Origin of the sequence: Nocardia takedensis NBRC 100417 (assembly GCF_000308695.1) — a bacterium.
In the GTDB taxonomy this organism is placed as follows: domain Bacteria; phylum Actinomycetota; class Actinomycetes; order Mycobacteriales; family Mycobacteriaceae; genus Nocardia; species Nocardia takedensis.
In genome coordinates this window covers 1-19,741 of the sequence record NZ_BAGG01000097.1, presented here as the reverse complement: position 1 = coordinate 19,741, position 19,741 = coordinate 1, and the positions used below count along the sequence as shown (strand labels likewise).

The 19,741-nt window shown below is 69.2% G+C and carries 18 protein-coding genes; 6 read left to right on the top strand and 12 right to left on the bottom strand.

Going from position 1 to position 19,741, the window contains the following annotated elements; genetic code table 11:
* Positions 1 to 1,538, top strand: a 1,538-nt coding sequence (locus ON30_RS21155) for a S9 family peptidase (protein WP_040709474.1), incomplete at its 5' end; no start/stop codon positions are given.
* Between the two features lie 148 nt (positions 1,539 to 1,686).
* Here the strand turns inward: ON30_RS21155 and bluB are convergent.
* The 6 genes from bluB to ON30_RS21125 all read right to left on the bottom strand — a co-directional run bounded on the left by bluB (position 1,687) and on the right by ON30_RS21125 (position 8,612).
* Positions 1,687 to 2,313, bottom strand: coding sequence for a 5,6-dimethylbenzimidazole synthase (gene bluB / locus ON30_RS21150; RefSeq protein ID WP_040709473.1), 627 nt, complete (start codon positions 2,311 to 2,313; stop codon positions 1,687 to 1,689).
* A 153-nt stretch (positions 2,314 to 2,466) separates the two neighbouring features.
* A complete protein-coding gene (locus tag ON30_RS21145; protein ID WP_040709464.1) occupies positions 2,467 to 3,717 on the bottom strand; it encodes a fatty acid desaturase family protein in 1,251 nt (416 codons plus the stop codon).
* Between the two features lie 127 nt (positions 3,718 to 3,844).
* Complete coding sequence (locus ON30_RS21140) at positions 3,845 to 5,302, bottom strand: fatty acid desaturase family protein (protein ID WP_040709463.1); 1,458 nt, start codon at positions 5,300 to 5,302, stop codon at positions 3,845 to 3,847.
* A gap of 95 nt (positions 5,303 to 5,397) precedes the next feature.
* Positions 5,398 to 6,534 carry a ferredoxin reductase gene (locus ON30_RS21135; RefSeq protein WP_040709472.1) on the bottom strand — a complete coding sequence of 379 codons (1,137 nt, stop codon included), beginning with the start codon at positions 6,532 to 6,534 and terminating at the stop codon, positions 5,398 to 5,400.
* A 112-nt stretch (positions 6,535 to 6,646) separates the two neighbouring features.
* Complete coding sequence (locus ON30_RS21130) at positions 6,647 to 7,159, bottom strand: DUF6912 family protein (RefSeq protein ID WP_040709470.1); 513 nt, start codon at positions 7,157 to 7,159, stop codon at positions 6,647 to 6,649.
* Positions 7,160 to 7,208: 49 nt separating this feature from the next.
* A complete protein-coding gene (locus tag ON30_RS21125; RefSeq protein WP_040709468.1) occupies positions 7,209 to 8,612 on the bottom strand; it encodes a WS/DGAT/MGAT family O-acyltransferase in 1,404 nt (467 codons plus the stop codon).
* 422 nt (positions 8,613 to 9,034) lie between these two features.
* Between ON30_RS21125 and secA the strand changes: the two genes are divergently transcribed.
* Entirely contained in the window at positions 9,035 to 11,839 is a 2,805-nt protein-coding gene (gene secA / locus ON30_RS21120) for a preprotein translocase subunit SecA (protein WP_051029691.1), read from the top strand.
* Between the two features lie 68 nt (positions 11,840 to 11,907).
* Complete coding sequence (locus ON30_RS21115; RefSeq protein WP_157183801.1) at positions 11,908 to 12,351, top strand: hypothetical protein; 444 nt, start codon at positions 11,908 to 11,910, stop codon at positions 12,349 to 12,351.
* A gap of 7 nt (positions 12,352 to 12,358) precedes the next feature.
* Here ON30_RS21115 and rsgA read toward each other — a convergent pair whose 3' ends face one another.
* The 3 genes from rsgA to ON30_RS21100 form a co-directional block, all read right to left on the bottom strand.
* A complete protein-coding gene (rsgA, locus tag ON30_RS21110) occupies positions 12,359 to 13,357 on the bottom strand; it encodes a ribosome small subunit-dependent GTPase A (protein ID WP_218006290.1) in 999 nt (332 codons plus the stop codon).
* 31 nt (positions 13,358 to 13,388) lie between these two features.
* Positions 13,389 to 14,699 (bottom strand): 3-phosphoshikimate 1-carboxyvinyltransferase, encoded by a 1,311-nt coding sequence (aroA, locus tag ON30_RS21105; protein WP_040709467.1) that lies wholly within the window; start codon positions 14,697 to 14,699, stop codon positions 13,389 to 13,391.
* A 98-nt stretch (positions 14,700 to 14,797) separates the two neighbouring features.
* A complete protein-coding gene (locus ON30_RS21100) occupies positions 14,798 to 16,309 on the bottom strand; it encodes an aldehyde dehydrogenase family protein (protein WP_040709466.1) in 1,512 nt (503 codons plus the stop codon).
* Positions 16,310 to 16,478: 169 nt separating this feature from the next.
* Between ON30_RS21100 and ON30_RS21095 the strand changes: the two genes are divergently transcribed.
* On the top strand, positions 16,479 to 17,261 hold the full coding sequence (locus tag ON30_RS21095) for an SOS response-associated peptidase (protein WP_040709457.1): 783 nt from the start codon (positions 16,479 to 16,481) through the stop codon (positions 17,259 to 17,261).
* Between the two features lie 15 nt (positions 17,262 to 17,276).
* Here ON30_RS21095 and ON30_RS21090 read toward each other — a convergent pair whose 3' ends face one another.
* Together ON30_RS21090 and ybaK are read right to left on the bottom strand one after the other, a co-directional pair.
* Positions 17,277 to 17,579, bottom strand: coding sequence for a hypothetical protein (locus ON30_RS21090; protein WP_157183800.1), 303 nt, complete (start codon positions 17,577 to 17,579; stop codon positions 17,277 to 17,279).
* A 73-nt stretch (positions 17,580 to 17,652) separates the two neighbouring features.
* The gene (gene ybaK, locus ON30_RS21085; protein WP_040709454.1) at positions 17,653 to 18,144 is read right to left on the bottom strand and encodes a Cys-tRNA(Pro) deacylase; all 492 of its coding nucleotides are present in this window, start codon (positions 18,142 to 18,144) and stop codon (positions 17,653 to 17,655) included.
* 317 nt (positions 18,145 to 18,461) lie between these two features.
* On the opposite strand from ybaK, the gene ON30_RS21080 reads away from it, so the two are divergent.
* Both ON30_RS21080 and rsrA read left to right on the top strand, forming a co-directional pair.
* Positions 18,462 to 19,109, top strand: a complete 648-nt coding sequence (locus ON30_RS21080; RefSeq protein WP_157183799.1) for a sigma-70 family RNA polymerase sigma factor — start codon at positions 18,462 to 18,464, stop codon at positions 19,107 to 19,109.
* Positions 19,106 to 19,390 carry a mycothiol system anti-sigma-R factor gene (gene rsrA, locus ON30_RS21075; protein WP_040709452.1) on the top strand — a complete coding sequence of 95 codons (285 nt, stop codon included), beginning with the start codon at positions 19,106 to 19,108 and terminating at the stop codon, positions 19,388 to 19,390. The genes ON30_RS21080 and rsrA overlap by 4 nt, the downstream gene beginning before the upstream one ends.
* Before the next feature lie 75 nt (positions 19,391 to 19,465).
* Here rsrA and ON30_RS42315 read toward each other — a convergent pair whose 3' ends face one another.
* Positions 19,466 to 19,540, bottom strand: coding sequence for a 50S ribosomal protein bL37 (locus ON30_RS42315; protein ID WP_022597109.1), 75 nt, complete (start codon positions 19,538 to 19,540; stop codon positions 19,466 to 19,468).
* Between the last annotated feature and the right edge of the window lie 201 nt (positions 19,541 to 19,741).

Below are 19,741 nucleotides of genomic sequence, written 5' to 3'. Positions count from 1 at the left end.
CGGCCCCGCCGGAGGTCCTGGTGAGCGGCCCGGATTTCGTCGTCGCGCCCCGGTTGGACCCGGCGGGGTCCTCGCTGGCGTACGTGTCCTGGGACCATCCGGCCATGCCGTGGGACGACACCGTGCTGCGGGTGCGCGACCTGGTGACAGGCGCGGACACCGTCGTCGCGGGCGGACCGGGGGAGTCGGTACTGGAACCGCGCTGGCAGGCCGACGGGACGCTGCTGTTCCTGTCCGATCGCGCGGGCTGGTGGAACCTGTACCGCTGGACACCCGACGGCGCAGTCGCCCCGGTGATCGAGGTGGCGGCCGAGATCGGCGTGCCCGCCTGGCAACTCGGGTCGGCGCGGTACGCGGTCCTGGACGCGGGCATCGTGTTCGCCCGCTGGCGCGAGGGATGCGACGGTCTCGGGTTGCGTCGCCCGGACGGCACACTGGTCGACCTCGACCTGCCGTTCACCGCGATCAGCGCGGTCGTGCGCGCCGACGCGCACGCGGTGGTCCTGGTGGCGGGTTCCCCGACCGCCGAATTCGGCGTCCACCGGGTCGAGATCGGCGGTGCACCGGAAGCGGACGAGGTCGAGTTCGGCGCGGAGGCCGCGCCGGGTGTCGCGGGCGGTGGCGGCGTCACGCGGGTCGAGACCTTGCGTCCGCCGCGCGAGATCGGGCTCGATCCCGCCGGAATCGCGGTGCCCGAACCGATCTCGTTCCCCTCGGTGGACGGCGACGGCGCGCCGCGCACCGCGCACGCCCTGTTCTACGCGCCCGCGAGCGCCCGGTACCGCGGCCCCGACGGGGAACTGCCGCCGCTGCTGGTGATGATCCACGGCGGCCCGACCGCGCACGCGCTGCCGGTTCTCTCGCCTGCCACGCAGTACTGGACCAGTCGCGGGTTCGCGGTGGTGGACGTCAACTACGGCGGCTCCACCGGCTACGGCCGCGCCTACCGCGAGCAACTGCGCGGCGCGTGGGGTGTGGTCGACGTGGCCGACTGCATCGCCGCGGCACGCGGACTCGCCGACCAGGGCCGGGTGGACCCGCGACGGCTCGCCATCCGCGGCGGTTCGGCGGGCGGATACACCACCCTCGCCGCCCTCGCCCGCGAGGACACCCCGTTCGCGGCAGGCGCCGACCATTACGGCGTCGCCGATCTGGAAGCGCTGGCCGCCGAGACGCACAAATTCGAGAGCCGCTACCTCGACGGCCTGATCGGGGAGTATCCGGCCCGGCGCGATATCTACCTCGACCGTTCGCCCATCCGGCACGTCGACCGTTTCCGCAGACCGCTGATCGTGTTGCAGGGCAGCGAGGACGCGGTGGTGCCGCCCAACCAGTCCGAGATGATCGTCCAGGCGCTGCGCGACCGTCGGGTCCCGGTGGCCTACCTGCTGTTCGAGGGCGAACAGCACGGCTTCCGGCGCGCGGAGAACATCCGGCGCGCGTTGGACGCCGAATTGAGTTTCTACGGACAGGTCTTCGGGTTCGCGCTGCCCGCGGAGGAAGGGATCGAACCGGTCACCGTCGAGAACCTCACCTGAACGACGGCACGGATCTCGGTCGCTGCCGACGCGACCTTGGGCCGACCGCGCACCGACCTTCGACCGACGGCGACGCGACCTCCGGGAGACAGCGCGGTGGACCGGGCTCACCGGCGGCGCGGTGATTCCGCCGTGCGAGCGAGCGCGCTCAGCGGCCGGCGGTGAAGGTCTCGCGGTGCACCGCGTCGGCGAGCGGGCGTCCGTCCCGCCAGCCGAAGCGTTCCAGGTCGGGCACGGTCTGGAAGGCCGTGACCGGTCCGACGCACAGCCACGCCACCGGCCGGATACCCGCGGGCAGGCCGGCCAGTTGGGCCAGGAACGGCGGATCGTAGAAGGAGACCCAGCCGACCCCGATGCCCTCGGCGGTGGCGGCCAGCCACAGATTCTGGATCGCCAACACCGTGGAGAACAGTCCGGTCTCGGGGACGGTGGCGCGGCCGAGGACCTGGGGACCGCCGCGGGCGTCGTCGTGGGTGACCACCACACCGGTGCCGCTCTCCACGATGCCCTCGATCCGGATCGGGTCGAAGGTCGCCGCGCGCTCGGGCGGCAGCGCGTCACGGAAGGCGACGCGATGGTCGGCGACGTGCTCGGCGAAGGCGCGCAGCGTCGCCGGCTCGCGGACCACCACGAAATCCCACGGCTGGGAATTACCGACGCTCGGCGCGCGATGGGCGGCCCCGAGAATGCGCCAGAGGGTCTGCTCGTCCACCGGCGTGCCCGTGAATTCCGCGCGCACGTCCCGTCGGGTGCGGATCGCCTCGTACACGCCCATGGTCGCGGCACCCGCCGCGGACAGGGTCACCCGCTCGGGGCGAGCGATATCCGTTGCCCGTGGATCGCCCGCCGCGGTCGATTCGACGTCGGCGCTGGGGAGTTTCGGTTGGTCGGCACACACGCGCCCCATCCAAGCAGGGGCGCGGCGGGCTCAGCCCAGGGGGACCGCGCGGGCGATGCGGCGGCGGCCCTCCGACAGCGCGGTGCGCAGGCCGCGACGCTTGCCCGTCACGGGGTCGAAGCGCGGTGCGGTGTCACCGGCGAACTTGCGCTCGGAGGCCGTTTCCGGGGCGTCGTCGGCGGTGTGGCGCAGGTACTTGTTCGGCAGGGCCAGCTTGGCGATGGTCCGCCACGCCTTGAAGTACTGCACCGGAAGCGATCCGGTGGTGTAGGGCAGGTCGTACTTCTCGGCGAGCGCGCGCACCCGCACCGCGATGTCGCGGTAGCGGTTGCTCGGCAGATCCGGGAACAGGTGGTGTTCGATCTGGTGGCTCAGGTTGCCGGTCATGAAATGCATGACCGCGCCGCCGGAGATGTTGGCGCTGCCCAGCATCTGCCGCAGGTACCACTCGCCGTGGGTCTCGCCGTCGATATCGGCCTTGGTGAACTTCTCCGCGCCGTCGGGGAAGTGGCCGCAGAAGATCACGGCGTTGGTCCAGACGTTGCGCACCATGTTGGCGGCGAGATTCGCGGTGAGCGTGGTGAAGAAGGCCGGACCGGTCAGCAGCGGGAACAGCAGGTAGTCCTTGCCGACCTGCTTGCCGATCTTGGTCAGCACCTCCGAGCGCTTGCGGTCGAATTCGGCGCGCTCCGGGGAGCCCTCGGGGTAGCGGCCCGCCGCGAGTTTGCCCAGTTCCAGATGCTGGATCGCCACACCGTATTCGAAGAACAATTGCAGCAGCAGGTTGTAGACCGGGTTGCCGAGGTTGAACGGCTTCCACCGCTGGTCGCGCGTCACGCGCAGCAGACCGTAGCCGATGTCGTCGTCCATGCCCAGGACGTTGGTGTACTTGTGGTGCAGATAGTTGTGGGTCTGCTTCCAGTGCTTGGCCGGGCCCGTGTTGTCCCATTCCCAAGAGCTCGAGTGGATTTCGGGATCGTTCATCCAATCCCATTGACCGTGCATCACATTGTGCCCGATCTCCATGTTCTCGATGATCTTGGCGGTGCCGAGCAGGGCCACGCCCGCCAGCCAGGCCGGGGGCAGGAAACTCGCGAACAGGACCGTGCGACCGCTGATCTCGAGCGCGCGCTGCAACCGGATGACATTGCGGATGTAGCGCGCGTCCTTCGCTCCACGGGAGGATTCGATGTCCCGCCTGATCGCGTCGAACTCCGCACCGAGCGCCTCCACGTCGGCTTCGGTGAGGTGCGCGTACTCCTTGACATCCGAGATCGCCATACCAGTTACAGTACCGTAAGTTACGAGACCGTAGGTTGTCGGGAAGCGGCCCTCGGGTGTGGCAAATACCGCATTGTGGACGAGCGGGAAGAATGTTAGTGGCGCACGCGCGCGAACGCGAACGCTGTCAGCGTCCGCGCCGCAGCACGCCGAAGACGCGCTCGCGCGCGGACTTCCGTCCCGCGCTCTCGGCGCGCGCCCGCTCCTGCCAGGCCGCGCTCGCCTCGAGCAGCACCTGCTGTTCGTGCCGGGCCTTGTCCTTCAACGCCCGCTTGGCCTCGCGCAGCACCTGCTTCTCGTGTTCGGCCTTCTCCCGCAGCACCACTTTCGCCTCGGCCAGCGCCGAACGCAGCCCGCGCCGCTTGCCGGTGGCCGGATCCAGGATGACCCGGTGGTTCTCCGGATTGCGGTGGTGTTCGGCCCAGCGCTCGGTGGGCAGCGACGGCAGCGTGATGCCCGCGAACATGCGTTCCGAGGAGGTCTCGGGCGCGTAGTCGGAGGTGCGCTTGAGGAAACGGTCCGGCAGCGCCAACTTGTGGATCGTGCGGAACGCCAGCAGATACTGCTTGCCCAGCGACCCCGTCGTGTACGGGAGGTCGTACTTGTCGCACAACTCGCGCACCCGCACCGCGACCTCCGCGTACCGATTGCTCGGCAGATCCGGGAACAGGTGGTGCTCGATCTGGTAGCAGAGGTTGCCGCTCATGAACGCCATCGCGGGGCCGGCCTTGAAGTTGGCACTGCCCAGCATCTGGCGCAGATACCACTCGCCTGCCGTCTCGCCCTCGAGTTGTTCGATGGTGAACTTCTCCGCGCCGTCCGGGAAATGGCCGCAGAAGATCACCGCGTAGGCCCACAGATTGCGGACCAGGTTCGCGGTGGCGTTGGCCTTGAGCGTGGACTTCCAAGCCGGCCCCGTCAGTGCGGGGTAGATGACGAAATCCTTGCCGACCTGCCGGACTATCTTGCGGGCGAATTCGCGGTTCGGCGCCGACATCAGTTCCTTGGGCGGCACACCCGAAATCTGTTTGTCGATGCTCCAGTCGTGTAGGGCGATGCCCCACTCGAAGGAGGCGGCCAGGATCAGGTTCGCCACCGGTTGCACCAGGTGGATCGGCTTCCACTGCTCGTCGCGCGTCATGCGCAGGATGCCGAAGCCGAGATCCTCGTCCTTGCCCAGCACGTTGGTGTAGGTGTGATGGGAGTAGTTGTGCGCGCGCCGCCACTGCGAGGACGGGCCCGTCTGATCCCACTCCCACGTGCCGGAGTGGATCTCCGGATCGTTCATCCAGTCCCACTGGCCGTGGCTGATGTTGTGGCCGAGTTCCATGTTCTCGATGATCTTGGCCACCGACAGCATCGCCGTGCCCGCCAGCCAGGCCCATCGGTTGCGGCTGCCGAACAGGATCGCGCGCGCCGCCACCTCGAGGCCGCGCTGGGCGGCGATGGTGCGTCGGATGTATGTGGCGTCTCGGTCGCCTCGGGACAGCTCGACCGTGCGTCGGATGGAATCGAGTTCCTGCCCCAGGGTCTCGATGTCGGCGGCCGTCAGATGAGCGAACGCCTTGATGTCGGTGATGGCCACCGGAGTCCCTTCTCTGGGTTATTACAACGAGGGTACCCGTCCGTACGGCGGGTCCACGGTCCCCGAAGTCTGCGCCGCCCGCGGCGGGCGAAGACTCAGACCTCGAGGGTGCAGTCCCCCGCGGCGGCGGAGATGCAGGTCTGCACCTTGTCGCCCTCGCGTCGTTCGTCCCCGTTGCGCAGATCCCGGGTGTGGCCCGCCGCGATCGTCACCACGCAGGTCTGGCAGATGCCCATGCGGCAGCCGAAGGGCATCTGCACACCCGCCGACTCGCCCGCCTCGAGCAGACTCGTCGCGCCGTCGACCTCGGTGCTCTTGCCGGAGCGCGAGAAGGTGACCTTCCCGCCCTCGCCGACCGCGGACCGCTCGATCTCGAAACGCTCCACATGCAGGCGATCGGCCAGATCGGCGGCACGCCAATGGGATTCGAGATCATCGAGCAGGCCGGCCGGACCGCAGGCCCAGGTCTCGCGCTCGCGCCAGTCGGGCACCCGCGCGTCGAGTTCGGTGAGCGAGAACTTGCCCTGATCGGCGGTCAGGTGCACGTGGGAGGTGAAACTCGGGTGCGCGTCGTGCAGGGTGCGCAGCTCCGCGCCGAACATGACATCGCCCTCGGTGCGCGCCGAATGCAGGTGCACCACGTCGCCGACCTGTCCGCGCCGGTCCATGGTCCGCAGCATCGACATCACGGGGGTGATGCCGCTGCCCGCGGTGAGGAACAGCACCTTCTCCGGCGGCGGATCGGGCAGCACGAAACCGCCCTGCGGCGCTTGCAGACGCACGATGGCGCCCGGCTTGACCCCGCCGACCAGATGGCTGGACAGGAAGCCCTCGGGCATGGCCTTGACCGCGATGGAGATCAGCCGCTTGCCCTCGTGACCCGGCTCGCTCCAGTTCGGCGGGCAGGTCAGCGAGTAGGAGCGCCAGTGCCAGCGACCCTCGACCAGGATGCCGATGCCGATGTACTGACCCGGCTGGTATCGGAAGTCGAAACCCCAGCCCGGTTTGATCACCAACGTCGCCGAATCCGCGGTCTCCGCGCGCACGTCCACGATGCGGCCGCGCAGTTCCCGCGCCGACCACAACGGGTTGGCCAGGTGCAGGTAGTCGTCGGGCAGCAGCGGGGTGGTCACCCGCGCCACTGCGCCGCGCAGCACGTTGAGCCGACCGCCGCGCTCGGCGACGCTCGCGGCCGGAGCCTCCAGCCACTCGCGGACATTCTTGAAGACCATTCGGTGCCGTTCGTCTCTCTTGTCGTGGCGGCCGCCGTCGGGGCCGCTCATCGCAAGGTTACGGCATCGTAGGTTCGGGCGGCAGGGTGGACGCGGCCCCGGCGGAGCGCCGTCACAGCAGTTCGAGCAAGAACGGCAGCTCCTGGGCGGCGTACCAGGCCAACTGGTGGTCCTCGGCGTCGCCCAGCACGAATTCGGCGTCGGTGTCGCCCAGGTCGGCGGCGTCGACCACGTCGACGGCCTTGGCCACCTCCGGCTCCGCCTCGGCCAGGTCGACGTGCACCGAGGCGATCTGCCGGTAGGTCAGCGCCTCGGACAGTTTCACCACCGCGTCGTCCAGATCCGGCCGCGGTTTCACGCCGGTCACGTCCGCGGCGATCACCGCGCGGCGGTACACCGGACTCGACGCGCCCGGCTCGCCCTCGGCGGGTTCGGGGGCGTTGGCGTACTCCTCGCGGTCGGCGGCGAGCAGGCGCAGCGAGGCGCGCGCGGCCTCGACCATGGCGACCTCCGCCAACTCCTCGTCGTCGCCGGAGGCGTACGCCTCGCGCAGCGCGGGCGTGACCGCGAAGGCGGTGCCGCCGAGCGGGAACAGTTCCCGTTCGGCGACCAGGCGGCGCAGCATCGGCACCGTCGCCGGGATGTAGACCCGGGTGGTCGCGGACGTGCCGGAATCAGGCGCAGGCACCGAGCATCTCCTCCATGGATTCGTGAACCGACGCGGCGAGCACGTCGATGTCGGCCATCGCGTCGCGATCGGCGTTGAGCCCGTAGAAGACCTGCCCGTCGTAGGAGGTGATCCCGATGCTCGAAGCCTGGTTGCGCAGCAGCGGCGACACCGGATACATCTCCAGCATCCGCGCGCCGCCGATGTACATCGGCGTCTGCGGACCCGGCGCGTTGGTGATCACCAAGTTGAACGTGTGCTCTGCGAACGTACTCGCCGCCCGCACGCTCATCGCGTGCAGGCTGGCGGGCGCGAAACCGGCCAGGTGCACCAGCGTCCGGGCCCGCACGCCGCGGCGCTGTCGACTGTCGGCCTCGCTGGCGTGCTTGATGTGCGACAGGCGGATGACCGGGTTCGGCTCACCCACCGGCAGGTCGATGAGGAACGAGGAGACCTCGCTGTCGGGGGTCGTCGGATCGCCCGCCGGGTCCTCGACGTAGACCGACATCGGCACCACCGCGCGCAGCGTGGCCTGTTCGGTGAGGGCTTCGTCACGGGAGAGCAGCCAGTTGCGCAGCGCGCCGGTGACCACCGCCAGGATCGCGTCGTTGATCGAGCAGTCGAAGCGCTTGCGGATGGTGCGGTAGTCCTCGAGGTCGGTGCGGACCACGTCGAAGCGGCGACTGCGCGAGGTCTTGGCGTTGAGCGGGCTGTCGGGCGCGCCCTGGGTCGCCGCGCGCACCGCCGAGACCACCGAGTCGACCGCCTTGCCCGCCGCGGCGACCATCGCGAACGCGTCGGCCCCCGCCCCCCGCAGCACGTCGACCGCCTCGCGCGGGCGGGCGGCCAAGCGGCTGAGCGCGCCGATCAGCAGTTCGACCTCGTTGGGTTCGCGCGGGGCGACCCACGCGTCGTCGGCGAGTTCGCGCGGCGAGGCGCTGGTGTCGAGGATGACGTGTCCGATCTCGAGGGCGCTGTCGCCGTCGACGAGGGCGGAGTGGCTCTTGGTGAAGATCGCGCCGCGCCCGCCCGCGAGCCCCTCGATCAGATACATCTCCCACAGCGGCCTGCCCTGGTCGAGCGGGCGGGAGGCGAGGCGGGCGATCAATTCGTGCAGTTGCGCGTCGGTTCCCGGCGTGGGCAGCGCGGAGCGGCGGATGTGATAGGTGATGTCGAAGCGGCTGTCCTCCACCCAGACCGGTCTGCCCAGGTCCAGCGGGATCTCGCGCACCTTGCGGCGATAGCGCGGCACCATCGACAACCTGCTCTCGACCAGGTCGACCAGGCGGTCGTAGTCCAAGGGCGCGGCGTCGTCGGTCGCGACGATCGCCAGGGAGCCGATGTGGATGGGATTGCTGCTCGACTCGAGCCGATAGAACGCCGCGTCCTGCGGCGTCAGTCTCGTGATCACGCTGCCCGATGCTCCCTTCCGCCCGTCGCTGTCCAGCCCCATTGTGGTGGGTTACAACGAACCGTAAGCGCTGTTGTGGCATATCGAGCGGAATGGGCGCATTCCCTCACCGGGAAGTCTGCTCCGATTCGACCAGCGGCGGAAGGGGTGCGCGCGGCGGGCGGCGTCGACTCGCGCCCCGCCGCCCGGCGAGTACGGTGAGGGAAACACCCCCGGCGGTCGCGGTGACCGAGCCGCCATCGCTGGTCACCGCCGCCTACCATGGGTGCCGCATTACCATGGAGCGTGCCGCGGACATCCGCTGAGCTCGGCGGGTGCGACGCGCCGAGCGGGGGACGACACATGACACACCGACCAGAGGACTGACGAGACCCGTGCCTGCGCTGACACTGACGAGGTTGCTACGGATCGGCGAGGGCCGCATGGTCAAGCGGCTCGCCCATCTCGCGGACGAGGTCCTCGCGCTGGGCTCGGAGATCGAGTTGCTCACCGATGCCGAGCTCCAGGCCAAGACCGACGAGTTCAAGGAGCGCTACGCCGAGGGCGAGTCGCTCGACGACCTGCTGCTCGAGGCGTTCGCGGTGGCCCGCGAGGCGTCCTGGCGCGTGCTGAACCAGAAGCACTACAAGGTGCAGATCATGGGTGGCGCGTCGCTGCATCTGGGCAACATCTCCGAGATGAAGACCGGTGAGGGCAAGACCCTGACCTGTGTGCTGCCCGCCTACCTCAACGCGCTGTCCGGTGAAGGCGTGCACGTCGTCACCGTCAACGACTACCTGGCCAAGCGCGACGCGGAGTGGATGGGCCGCGTGCACCGCTTCCTCGGCCTCGAGGTCGGGGTGATCCTGGGCGGGATGAATCCGGCCCAGCGCCGCACCGCCTACGCCGCCGACATCACCTACGGCACCAACAACGAGTTCGGCTTCGACTACCTGCGCGACAACATGACCCACTCGCTGGACGATCTGGTCCAGCGCGGTCACAACTTCGCCGTGGTCGACGAGGTCGACTCGATCCTCATCGACGAGGCCCGCACACCGCTGATCATCTCCGGTCCGGCCGACGCCTCCTCCAAGTGGTACGCCGAGTTCGCGCGCATCGCGCCGCTGCTGAAGAAGGACCTGCACTACGAGGTCGACATCAAGAAGCGCACGATCGGCGTGCACGAGGCGGGCGTGGAGTTCGTCGAGGATCAACTCGGCATCGACAACCTCTACGAGGCCGCGAACTCGCCGCTGGTCAGCTACTTGAACAACGCGATCAAGGCCAAGGAGCTCTACAACCGGGACAAGGACTACATCGTCCGCGACGGCGAGGTCATCATCGTCGACGAGTTCACCGGCCGCATCCTGGTCGGGCGCCGCTACAACGAGGGCATGCACCAGGCGATCGAGGCCAAGGAAGGCGTCGAGATCCAGCCGGAGAACCAGACCCTGGCCACGATCACCCTGCAGAACTACTTCCGCCTCTACGACAAGCTGTCCGGTATGACCGGTACGGCCGAAACCGAAGCGGCCGAACTGCACTCGATCTACAACCTCGGCGTGGTCCCGATCCCGACCAACAAGCCGATGATCCGCGCCGACCAGTCCGACCTGATCTACAAGACCGAGGAAGCCAAGTTCGCGGCCGTGGTCGACGACGTCACCGAGCGGCACGAGAAGGGTCAGCCGGTGCTGATCGGCACCACCAGCGTCGAGCGCTCGGAATACCTGTCCAAGCAGTTCACCAAGCGCGGCATCCCGCACAGCGTGCTCAACGCCAAGTTCCACGAGAAGGAAGCCGAGATCATCGCCGAGGCCGGGCGGCCCGGCGCGGTCACCGTCGCCACCAACATGGCGGGTCGAGGCACCGACATCGTGCTCGGCGGCAACCCCGACATCATCGCCGACATCCTGCTGCGCAAGGAAGGACTCGACCCGGTCGAGACCCCGGAGCAGTACGAGGCCGCGTGGCATTCGGCGCTGGAACAGGTCAAGGAGCAGACCGAGGCGGACGCCGAGGCGGTGCGCGAAGCGGGCGGCCTCTACGTGCTGGGCACCGAACGCCACGAGTCGCGGCGTATCGACAACCAGTTGCGCGGTCGCTCCGGCCGTCAGGGCGACCCGGGCGAGTCGCGGTTCTACCTGTCGCTGGGCGACGAGTTGATGCGGCGCTTCAACGGCGCGGCCCTGGAATCCATCATGACCAGGCTGAACCTGCCCGACGACGTGCCGATCGAGGCCAAGATGGTCTCCAAGGCCATCAAGAGCGCCCAGACCCAGGTCGAGCAGCAGAACTTCGAGATCCGCAAGAACGTCCTCAAGTACGACGAGGTCATGAACCAGCAGCGCACCGTCATCTACGGCGAGCGCAACCGAATCCTGCGCGGCGAGGACATGGAAGGCCAGGTCCAGGAGATGATCACCGACGTGATCAGCGCCTATGTGGACGGGGCCACCGCCGAGGGCTACGTCGAGGACTGGGATCTGGACAAGCTGTGGGGCGCGCTCAAGACGCTGTACCCGGTGTCGCTGGATCACAAGGAACTCGCGGGCCAGACCGAGATCGGCGAGGCGGGTGAGCTGACCAAGGAGGAGTTGTCCGAGGCGCTGCTCGATGACGCCCACGACGCCTACGCCAAGCGTGAGCAGGAGATCGACGGTCTCGCCGGCGAGGGGTCGATGCGCAACCTGGAACGTCAGGTGCTGCTGTCGGTGCTCGACCGCAAGTGGCGTGAACACCTCTACGAGATGGACTATCTCAAGGAGGGCATCGGCCTGCGGGCGATGGCGCAGCGCGATCCGCTGGTCGAGTACCAGCGCGAGGGCTTCGACATGTTCACCGCGATGCTGGAAGGTCTGAAGGAGGAGTCGGTCGGCTTCCTGTTCAACCTGCAGGTCGAGGTGCAGCAACCGCAACCGCAGGGCGTCTCGGTCGATCCCGGCCTGCGTTCGCCGGTGGGCGCGGGCGCGCCGCGGCCGCTGCCGAGCGAGCAGAACCCGGCCCCCGCCAACGGCGCGGCCCCGGCGGCGCTGCGGGCCAAGGGCATCGATGATTCCGCCCCGCGCGGCTACAGCTACTCGGGTCCGGCCGGGCCCGACGAGGGCGGTCGCGTCGAGGTGCACAACGACGCCGAGGAATACGGCGGCGACGACTCGGTGGGCACCACCCGCCGGGAACGTCGGGAAGCCGCTCGTGCACAAGCGAAGTCGAATCGGTCGCCCAAGTCGCGCCGTCGCGGCTGAGATTCTCCGACGCCGATCCGCCCGCCCCCGACGGGCGGATCGGCGTTCGTGCACGTAGCGTGCTCGCCATGGGCGAGCAGCAGCAGCAATCCGGCCGCGCGGACCCTCCGTTCACCGAGCGGGGGTACCGGCTGTGGCGTGACAGGTTCGAGACGGCGTTGCCGCTCGAGGATCCCGAACGCCGGACCGAGGTGCCCGAGCGGGTCATCGAGGAGGCTCAGGTCTGGTACGCGGCGTTCCTGCGGACCCGGCTCGAACCGGTGCGGCGGCGCTGGCTGACCTCGGCGACCCGCGCGAGTCTGCTGATCCTGCTCCTGCTCGGCCTGTGCGTCGCGGCGGGCGTGCAGTGGCGCGCGCACCTGTGGGTCGTGATCCTGTGCGCCGTGGTGGCCGCGGCCGCGCTCTACGGCTACGTCAGCCACCTGGTCGCCGCCAGGACCGCCTTCCACGTCGAATACCGCACCCTGACCCGGCAGTTCCCGTCGGCGCGCCAACTCGCGGTACACCGCTGAGGCGCCGTCACCACGGGTCGTTGGTGTTCAGCGCGGTCAACAGCAGTCGGATCGCGGCGACGCGACGTTGTTTGCCGGGCAGGCGATCCAGCGCGCATTCCGGGTCGGTGGGCGGACCGAGGTGGGTGCACCCGCGCGGGCAGTCCTCGATGGCGGCCGACAGGTCGTCGAAGGCGGCGATGACGTCGTCGGGGGTGATGTGGGCCAGACCGAACGAGCGCACGCCCGGTGTGTCGATCACCCAGCCGCCCGCGGGCAGCGGCAGCGCCACCGACTGGGTGGAGGTGTGCTTGCCCTTGCCGACGCCCGACACCTCGCCCACGGCCCGATCCGCTTGCGGCACAAGCCGATTCACCAATGTCGACTTGCCGACGCCGGAATGGCCGATGAACGCGGTGAGGGTGCCGTCGAGCAACGCGAGCACCGGTTCGATCGGGTCGTCCACACCCCCGTAGACGATGGTCAGATCCAGATCGTCGAAGGCCGAGGCGAATTCGGAGTCGGCCGCCAGATCGTGTTTGGTCAGGCACAGCACCGGACGCAGACCGCCCGCGTAGGCCGCGACCATCGCCCGCTCCACGAAACCGGTGCGCGGCGGCGGATCGGCCAGTGCGACCACGATGAACAACTGTTCGGCGTTGCCGACCACGATGCGTTCGAACGGGTCGGTGTCGTCGGCGGTGCGGCGCAGCACCGTGCTGCGCTCGGCCACCCGCACGATCCGCGCCAAGGTGTCCGGCTTGCCCGACAGGTCGCCCACCACGTCGACCTGATCGCCCACCACGATCGGCGTCCGGCCGAGTTCGCGCGCGCGCATCGCCACGAGGTGCCGGTCGGGGTCGCCGTCGAGCACACACCCCCAGCGGCCCCGGTCCACCGAGACGACCATCGCCGCCTCGGCGTCCTGGTGCGAGGGCCTGGTCTTGGTGCGCGGTCGCGAACTGCGCCCCGGACGCACCCGCACGTCGGACTCGTCGTAGCTGGCCGTCGACCGCCCCCGGCTCACGGCCGTCGCTCCCGGCCCGCCGCCCCGCGATTCAGTGTGCCGCTCCCTGCCCCGATAGCGCGGTGGCCAGCATCCGCTCCCACAACGTGACGAAATTCGGCAAGGTCTTGGCGGTGGTGCCGATGTCCTCGATCTGCACCTCGGGCACCCGCAGGCCGAGAATCGCTCCCGCCGTGGCCATCCGGTGATCGGCGTAGGAGTGCCAGCGACCGCCGTGCAGCGGCGTCGGCTCGATCTCCAAGCCGTCCTCGGTCTCGGTGACCTTGCCGCCGAGCCGGTTGATCTCGGTGGACAGCGCCGCGAGCCGGTCGGTCTCGTGTCCGCGCAGGTGCGCGATACCGCGCAGGTACGACGGGGAATCGGCCAAGGCCGCCAGCGCCGCCACGGTGGGCGTCAACTCGCCCACGTCGTGCAGGTCGATGTCGATGCCCGCGAGCCGTTCCGGTCCGCGCACGGTCAGCACGCCGTCGAAGATCCGCGCCTCCGCGCCCATGCGCACCAGGATCTCCCGGATGACGTCGCCGGGTTGGGTGGTCAGACGCGGCCAGTGCGGGATGCTGACCTCGCCGCCGGTGACCGCGGCCGCGGCCAGGAACGGCGTCGCGTTGGACAGGTCGGGTTCGATCTCCCAGTCCACCGCGCGGATCGGGCCGGGCCGCACCTGCCAGGTCTGCGCCTTGCGGCTGTCGGCGGGAGCCTCCACGGCGACGTCGGCGCGGCGCAGCATCTCCACCGTCATCTCGATGTGCGGCATGGACGGCAGCGCCTTGCCGTCGTGGTGGACGATCAGGCCCTGCTCGAAGCGGGCGGCCGAGAGCAGCAGGCCGGAGACGAACTGCGAGGACCCGGAGGCGTCGATGGTCACCGTGCCGCCGCGCAGTTCGCCCGCGCCGTGCACGACGAAGGGCAGTGCGTCGCCGTCGATGTCGGCGCCGAGGCCGCGCAACGCGTCGAGGATGGTGCGCAGCGGGCGGGCGCGGGCCTGCGCGTCGCCGTCGAAGGCGGTGTCGCCCGCGGCCAGGGCCGCCACCGGGGGCAGGAAGCGCATGACGGTTCCGGCCAGGCCGCAGTCCACCGGCCCGCCGTGCAACGGCCTCGGGGTGACCACGAGTTCTTCCGCGTCGCCGGTGATCTGCGCGCCGAGCGCCCGCAGCGCCCCGATCATCAGGTCGGTGTCGCGACTGCGCAGCGCGCCGGTGATGGTCGACGGCCCGTCCGCCAGCGCGGCCAGGATCAGGGCGCGGTTGGTGATGGATTTGGATCCGGGCAGGGTGACGGTCGCGTGGACGGGGACATCGACATGGGGCGCTGGCCAGAAAGTCACGGGTCCATCTTCACCCATCGGCGCGCGGGACACGCCGGCGGTCACGAACCGGTCGGTAATCGAGACGTACGGGCGGGACGCGATCGCGTCCCGCCCGTAGGTGTGCGTATGCCGGCTTACTTGTGGCGGCCGTGCAGGAACGGCACCATCTTGCGCAGCAGACCCATGGTGGAGTCGGTGCGGGCGTAGCTCATCAGGGCCATGCCGGGGATGGTGAACTTCTGCACCGCGATCGAATGCGGGCGGGAGAACTCGCGCAGGCCCGGCTCGCCGTGGATGCGGCCGATGCCCGAGTCGCCGACGCCGCCGAAGGGCAGTCCGGCGATGGCCGCGAAGGCCAGCACCGAGTTCACCGAGGTCGCGCCGACGCGCAGGCGGCGGGCGATCTCGAGGCCGTGGTTCTTGGAGTAGACCGCCGAGGACAGGCCGTACTTGGAGTTGTTGGCCAACTCGACCGCCTCGTCCACGCCGTTGACGGTGCGGATGGTCAGGGTCGGGCCGAAGGTCTCCTCGGCCACCGCCTCGGAGCTCTCGTCGACGTCGACGAACACGACCGGCTCGATGAACGGGCCCTTGACCGACTCCGGGCCGCCGAGCACGGCGGTGCCGCCACTGGCGATCGCGGCGTCGATGTGGCGGCGCACGATGTCGATCTGGCTGGGCATGGTCATCGGGCCGTAGCTGGCCTTGCCGTCCGAACCCGGCTTGACGTCCTTCAGGATCCGCTTGACCTCGGCGACGAATTCGTCGCGCACCGAACGGTCGACGTAGACGCGCTCGACACCGGCGCAGGTCTGACCGCTGTTGGCGGTCGCGCCCCAGGCCACGGCGTCGGCGGCGGCCTTGATGTCGGCGTCGGCGGCGACGATGACCGCGTCCTTGCCGCCGCATTCGAGCAGCACGGGGGTCAGGGTCGCGGCGGCGTCGGCCATGATGCGCTTACCGGTCGCGGTGGACCCGGTGAAGGCGATCTTGTCCACGCCCGAGCGCACCAGCGCCGCACCGGTGGCGCCGTAGCCGTTGATGGTCTCGAAGACGCCCTCGGGCAGTTCCGGGTTGGCCTTCTTGAAGGCGGCGGCGAGGAAGTTGCCGATGCCGGTGGAGTACTCCGACGGCTTGAACACGACGGTGTTGCCCGCGGCCAGCGCGTAGGCGATGGAGCCGTTGGGGGTGTAGACCGGGTAGTTCCACGGGCCGATGACGCCGACGACGCCGAGCGGACGCTGCTCGAGGCGGGCGGTGAAGTTGGCCATCATCGCGCCGGGGGAGATCTTCTTGGGCGAGAGGATCTTCTTGGCGTTCTTGGCGGCCCAGGCGATGTGCTCGAGGGCCAGCATCAGTTCCAGGAAGGCGTCGTCGACCGGCTTGCCGTTCTCCTTGTGGATGAGTTTCGTGAACTCGTCGGCGTCGGCGACCAGGCGGCTCGACCAGCGCAGCAGGTGCTTGCGGCGGTCGTCGTAGCTGAGCGCTCCCCAGGTGGCGGCCGCGCCGCGGGCCTTGGCGACGGCCGCGCGCACCGCGTCCTCGTCGTCGATGGTGTAGGTCGCGATGACCTCGCCCGTGGCCGGATCGACCGCCTTCAGCGCCGTGTCCGGCGCGGCGGCGGGGTTGGTCTCGGTGGTTGTCACGGTGGAAATCTCCTCTTGACGGTGGTGCGGCCGGTCGGTGCGCGTGCCCGGACGGTGGGTGTGATCCAACCCATCGTTGAGAGAATGCTAAGTCAAAACTCTCACCAGGTCACCAGTATGCCCCCAAATGGCGCGGACGTTCCACGATCGGGGTGGCAGGATCGAATTCATGTGCGGACGATATGCGACGACCACCGATCCCGGCAGGCTCGCGGTCGAACTCGACGCGATCGACGAAACCGACGATTCCGGCGGAAAAAGCGGTTTCGCCAACTACAACGTCGCTCCCACGACCCAGGTGTTGACCGTCGTGCGACGACACGATCGCGACCATCCCGACGACGACCCGCGCCTGCGCATCCGCCGGATGCGCTGGGGGCTGATCCCGGTGTGGACCAAAGCCGCCGAACCCGGAATTCCGGTCAAGGGAAAACCGCTGTTCAACGCGCGCGCCGACAAGGCGGCCACCACGCCCTCGTTCCGCGACGCGGTGAAACACCGGCGCTGCCTGGTCCCGATGGACGGCTGGTACGAATGGCTGGTCGAACCGAAGGGCGACGGCGCGAAAGCCGTCAAACACCCCTACTTCATGTCCGAGAGCGACGGGAATCGGCTCTACATGGCGGGACTGTGGTCCGTCTGGCGTGACCGGTCACAGGCCGAGGGCAGCCCGTTGTTGTCGTGCACCATTCTGACCACCGACGCGGTGGGCGAGTTGACCACGATCCACGACCGGATGCCGCTGCCCATGCCGCGCGAGCACTGGGACGCCTGGCTCGATCCCGATCACCCCGCGCCGGCGGAACTGCTGCGCACCCCGGACCCGTCCGTGGTCGCCGACATCGTCATGCGGCCGGTGTCCAGCAGGGTGAACAGCGTCAAGAACAACGGCCCCGACCTGTTGGAGGAAGCCGAGCCCGCCCCGGAATCCGGGCAGATCAGCCTGCTGTGAGCGGCCTTCGCCGACTCACAGGGTGCACTTGACGCTGTCGGTCGCGATGTTCAGACCGCAGGTCAGCACCCCGGTCACCAAGTCGATGACCTCGTTGGCGAGCGTGCCGCCGAGGTCCTCGGCCTTCTCCGCGCGCTCGTCCCGCGGTGCGCCGGGCGGCGCGTGCGTCGTGTCGGGACCGGCGAACGGGCCGTCGCCGACGATCGGCACGGCCGCAGGCGGCGCGGCGAGGGCGGCGGGTGCGGCGAGGGCGGTGAGACCGACGAGAACCGCGCCCACCAGGGCGCGGGCCGTGCGGCGCGATCGGTGCGGGGACATCCACATCACATCCTCGGGTCGGAGCGGACTGCGAAGGGTGGTGCCGTAGCGCATTCTGCCGTGCCGGGACGGCTCAGGCCGTGATCGGCGCGCTGACCGCGCCGGTGACCCGGATCAGATCGGCCGGGGCCAGGTCCACTTCGAGGCCGCGGCGGCCCGCGCTGCACAGCACCCGATCCCAGGTCGACGCCGAGGCGTCGACCACGGTCGGCAGTGCCTTGCGCTGACCGAGCGGGGAGATGCCGCCCAGGACGTAACCGGTGGACCGCTCCACCTTGGCCCGTTCGGCCATCGCCGCCTTCGGCGCGCCCAGCGCGGCCGCGGCGGCCTTGAGCGACAGCGAATTCGGCACCGGCAGCACCGCGACCGCCAGCGCGCCGGTGGACAGTTCGATCACCAAGGTCTTGAAGATCTGCGCGGGCGCGACCCCGAGACGCGCGGCGAGCGCGTCCACGGCTTCGCCGCCGTAGGAATCGCTGCGCCGATCGTGGGTGTAGGTGTGCACGCGGTGGGCGACGCCCGCCGCGCTCAGCGCCCGGATCGCCGGGGTCGACGCGCCTGCCATGGCCGTCACCCTAACCGCGCCCGCCCGGAGATCGACAACGGATTTCCGCTCGCGAATCCCGCGCGGGCCGCCGGGGGCCGCCCCGCGGCAGCGGGGACGGGAACACAGCGGCCCGGATTCCTGTTGCATGCGTGTGAATGAGATGCGGAATTGCGCTCTCGGCGAACGGACCCCTACGACGCGAAGGAGATATGTCGGTGACCGTGCTGCTCGACGAACGTCCGGTATCGACCGCGGCCGGGCCGTGGCACCCGCGCGTGACCCTCGATCGCGATCTGCCGGTAGATTCGGTAGGTACGCCGATCGAAGGGACAGGTGTGACGAGCGACGATGACGTGGTGGCCGGCGAGCCGGCGCCCGCCGAGGGCCGAGGGCCCGCCGACGAGGCGGAACTGGCCCGGCGGTTCGAGCGCGACGCGCTCCCCATGCTCGACCAGCTCTACGGCGCGGCCCTGCGCATGACCAGGAATCCCGCCGACGCCGAGGATCTGGTGCAGGAGACCTACGTCAAGGCGTTCCAGGGTTTCAAGTCCTTCAAGGAGGGCACCAACCTGCGGGCCTGGCTCTACCGCATCCTCACCAACACCTACATCAACTCCTACCGCAAGAAGCAGCGTCAGCCCGCGCAGTACCCGACCGACGAGATCACCGATTGGCAGTTGGCCGCCACCGCCGAGCACTCCTCCACGGGTCTGCGTTCGGCCGAGGTCGAGGCCCTCGACGCGCTGCCCGACGACGACATCAAGGCCGCGCTCCAGGAATTGCCCGAGGAATTCCGCATGGCGGTGTACTACGCCGATGTCGAAGGCTTCCCGTACAAGGAGATCGCCGACATCATGGGCACACCCATCGGTACGGTGATGTCCCGGCTGCACCGCGGACGCAAGCAGCTCAAGGGCTTGCTCGCCGACGTGGCGCGTGAGCGCGGGTTCAATCGGAGCGATCGCCAGGAGGTCAAGCAGTGAGCGAGCGGGACCCCGACATGGAGCTCGACTGCACGGCGGTGCTCGCGGATGTGTGGTTGATGCTCGACGGCGAATGCGACGAGTCGACCAGGGCGCGGTTGCAGCACCACATGGATCACTGCTCGCCGTGCATCGAGGCCTACGGCATCGAGGAAAAGATCAAAGGGCTGCTCAGCCGCAAGTGCGGTGGGGATCGCGCCCCCGAGTCGTTGCGCGATCGGCTGACCTTGGAGATCCGCCGTTCGGTGACGATCACGCGGATCGAGACAACCGACGGTTGAGCCGAATTCCGGACAGACGAAAAGCGAGCGGCCCGCACATCCCCGAGGGAGGTGCGGGCCGCTCGCTGTCACGACTCAGGCGTTGGGCCGCTTGCCGTGATTGGCCGCATTTCCCTTGCGGCTACGCTTCTTACGTCCTCGCTTGCCCATGGCAGACCTCCGGATCACCCCCGCGGGTACGGGGACCACATCTGAACGAAGGACATTCTTCCACGTGTGGTTGGCTGTACCTTCAGCGGATACAGGCAAGCGGAGAATGGGGTGTCATGGCTGAGGAAGTGCGCGCGGAGATGGTGTCGACCGTGCTGACGGTCGAGGTCTCGGTGGGGGAGCGGGTCCACCTGGACCAGA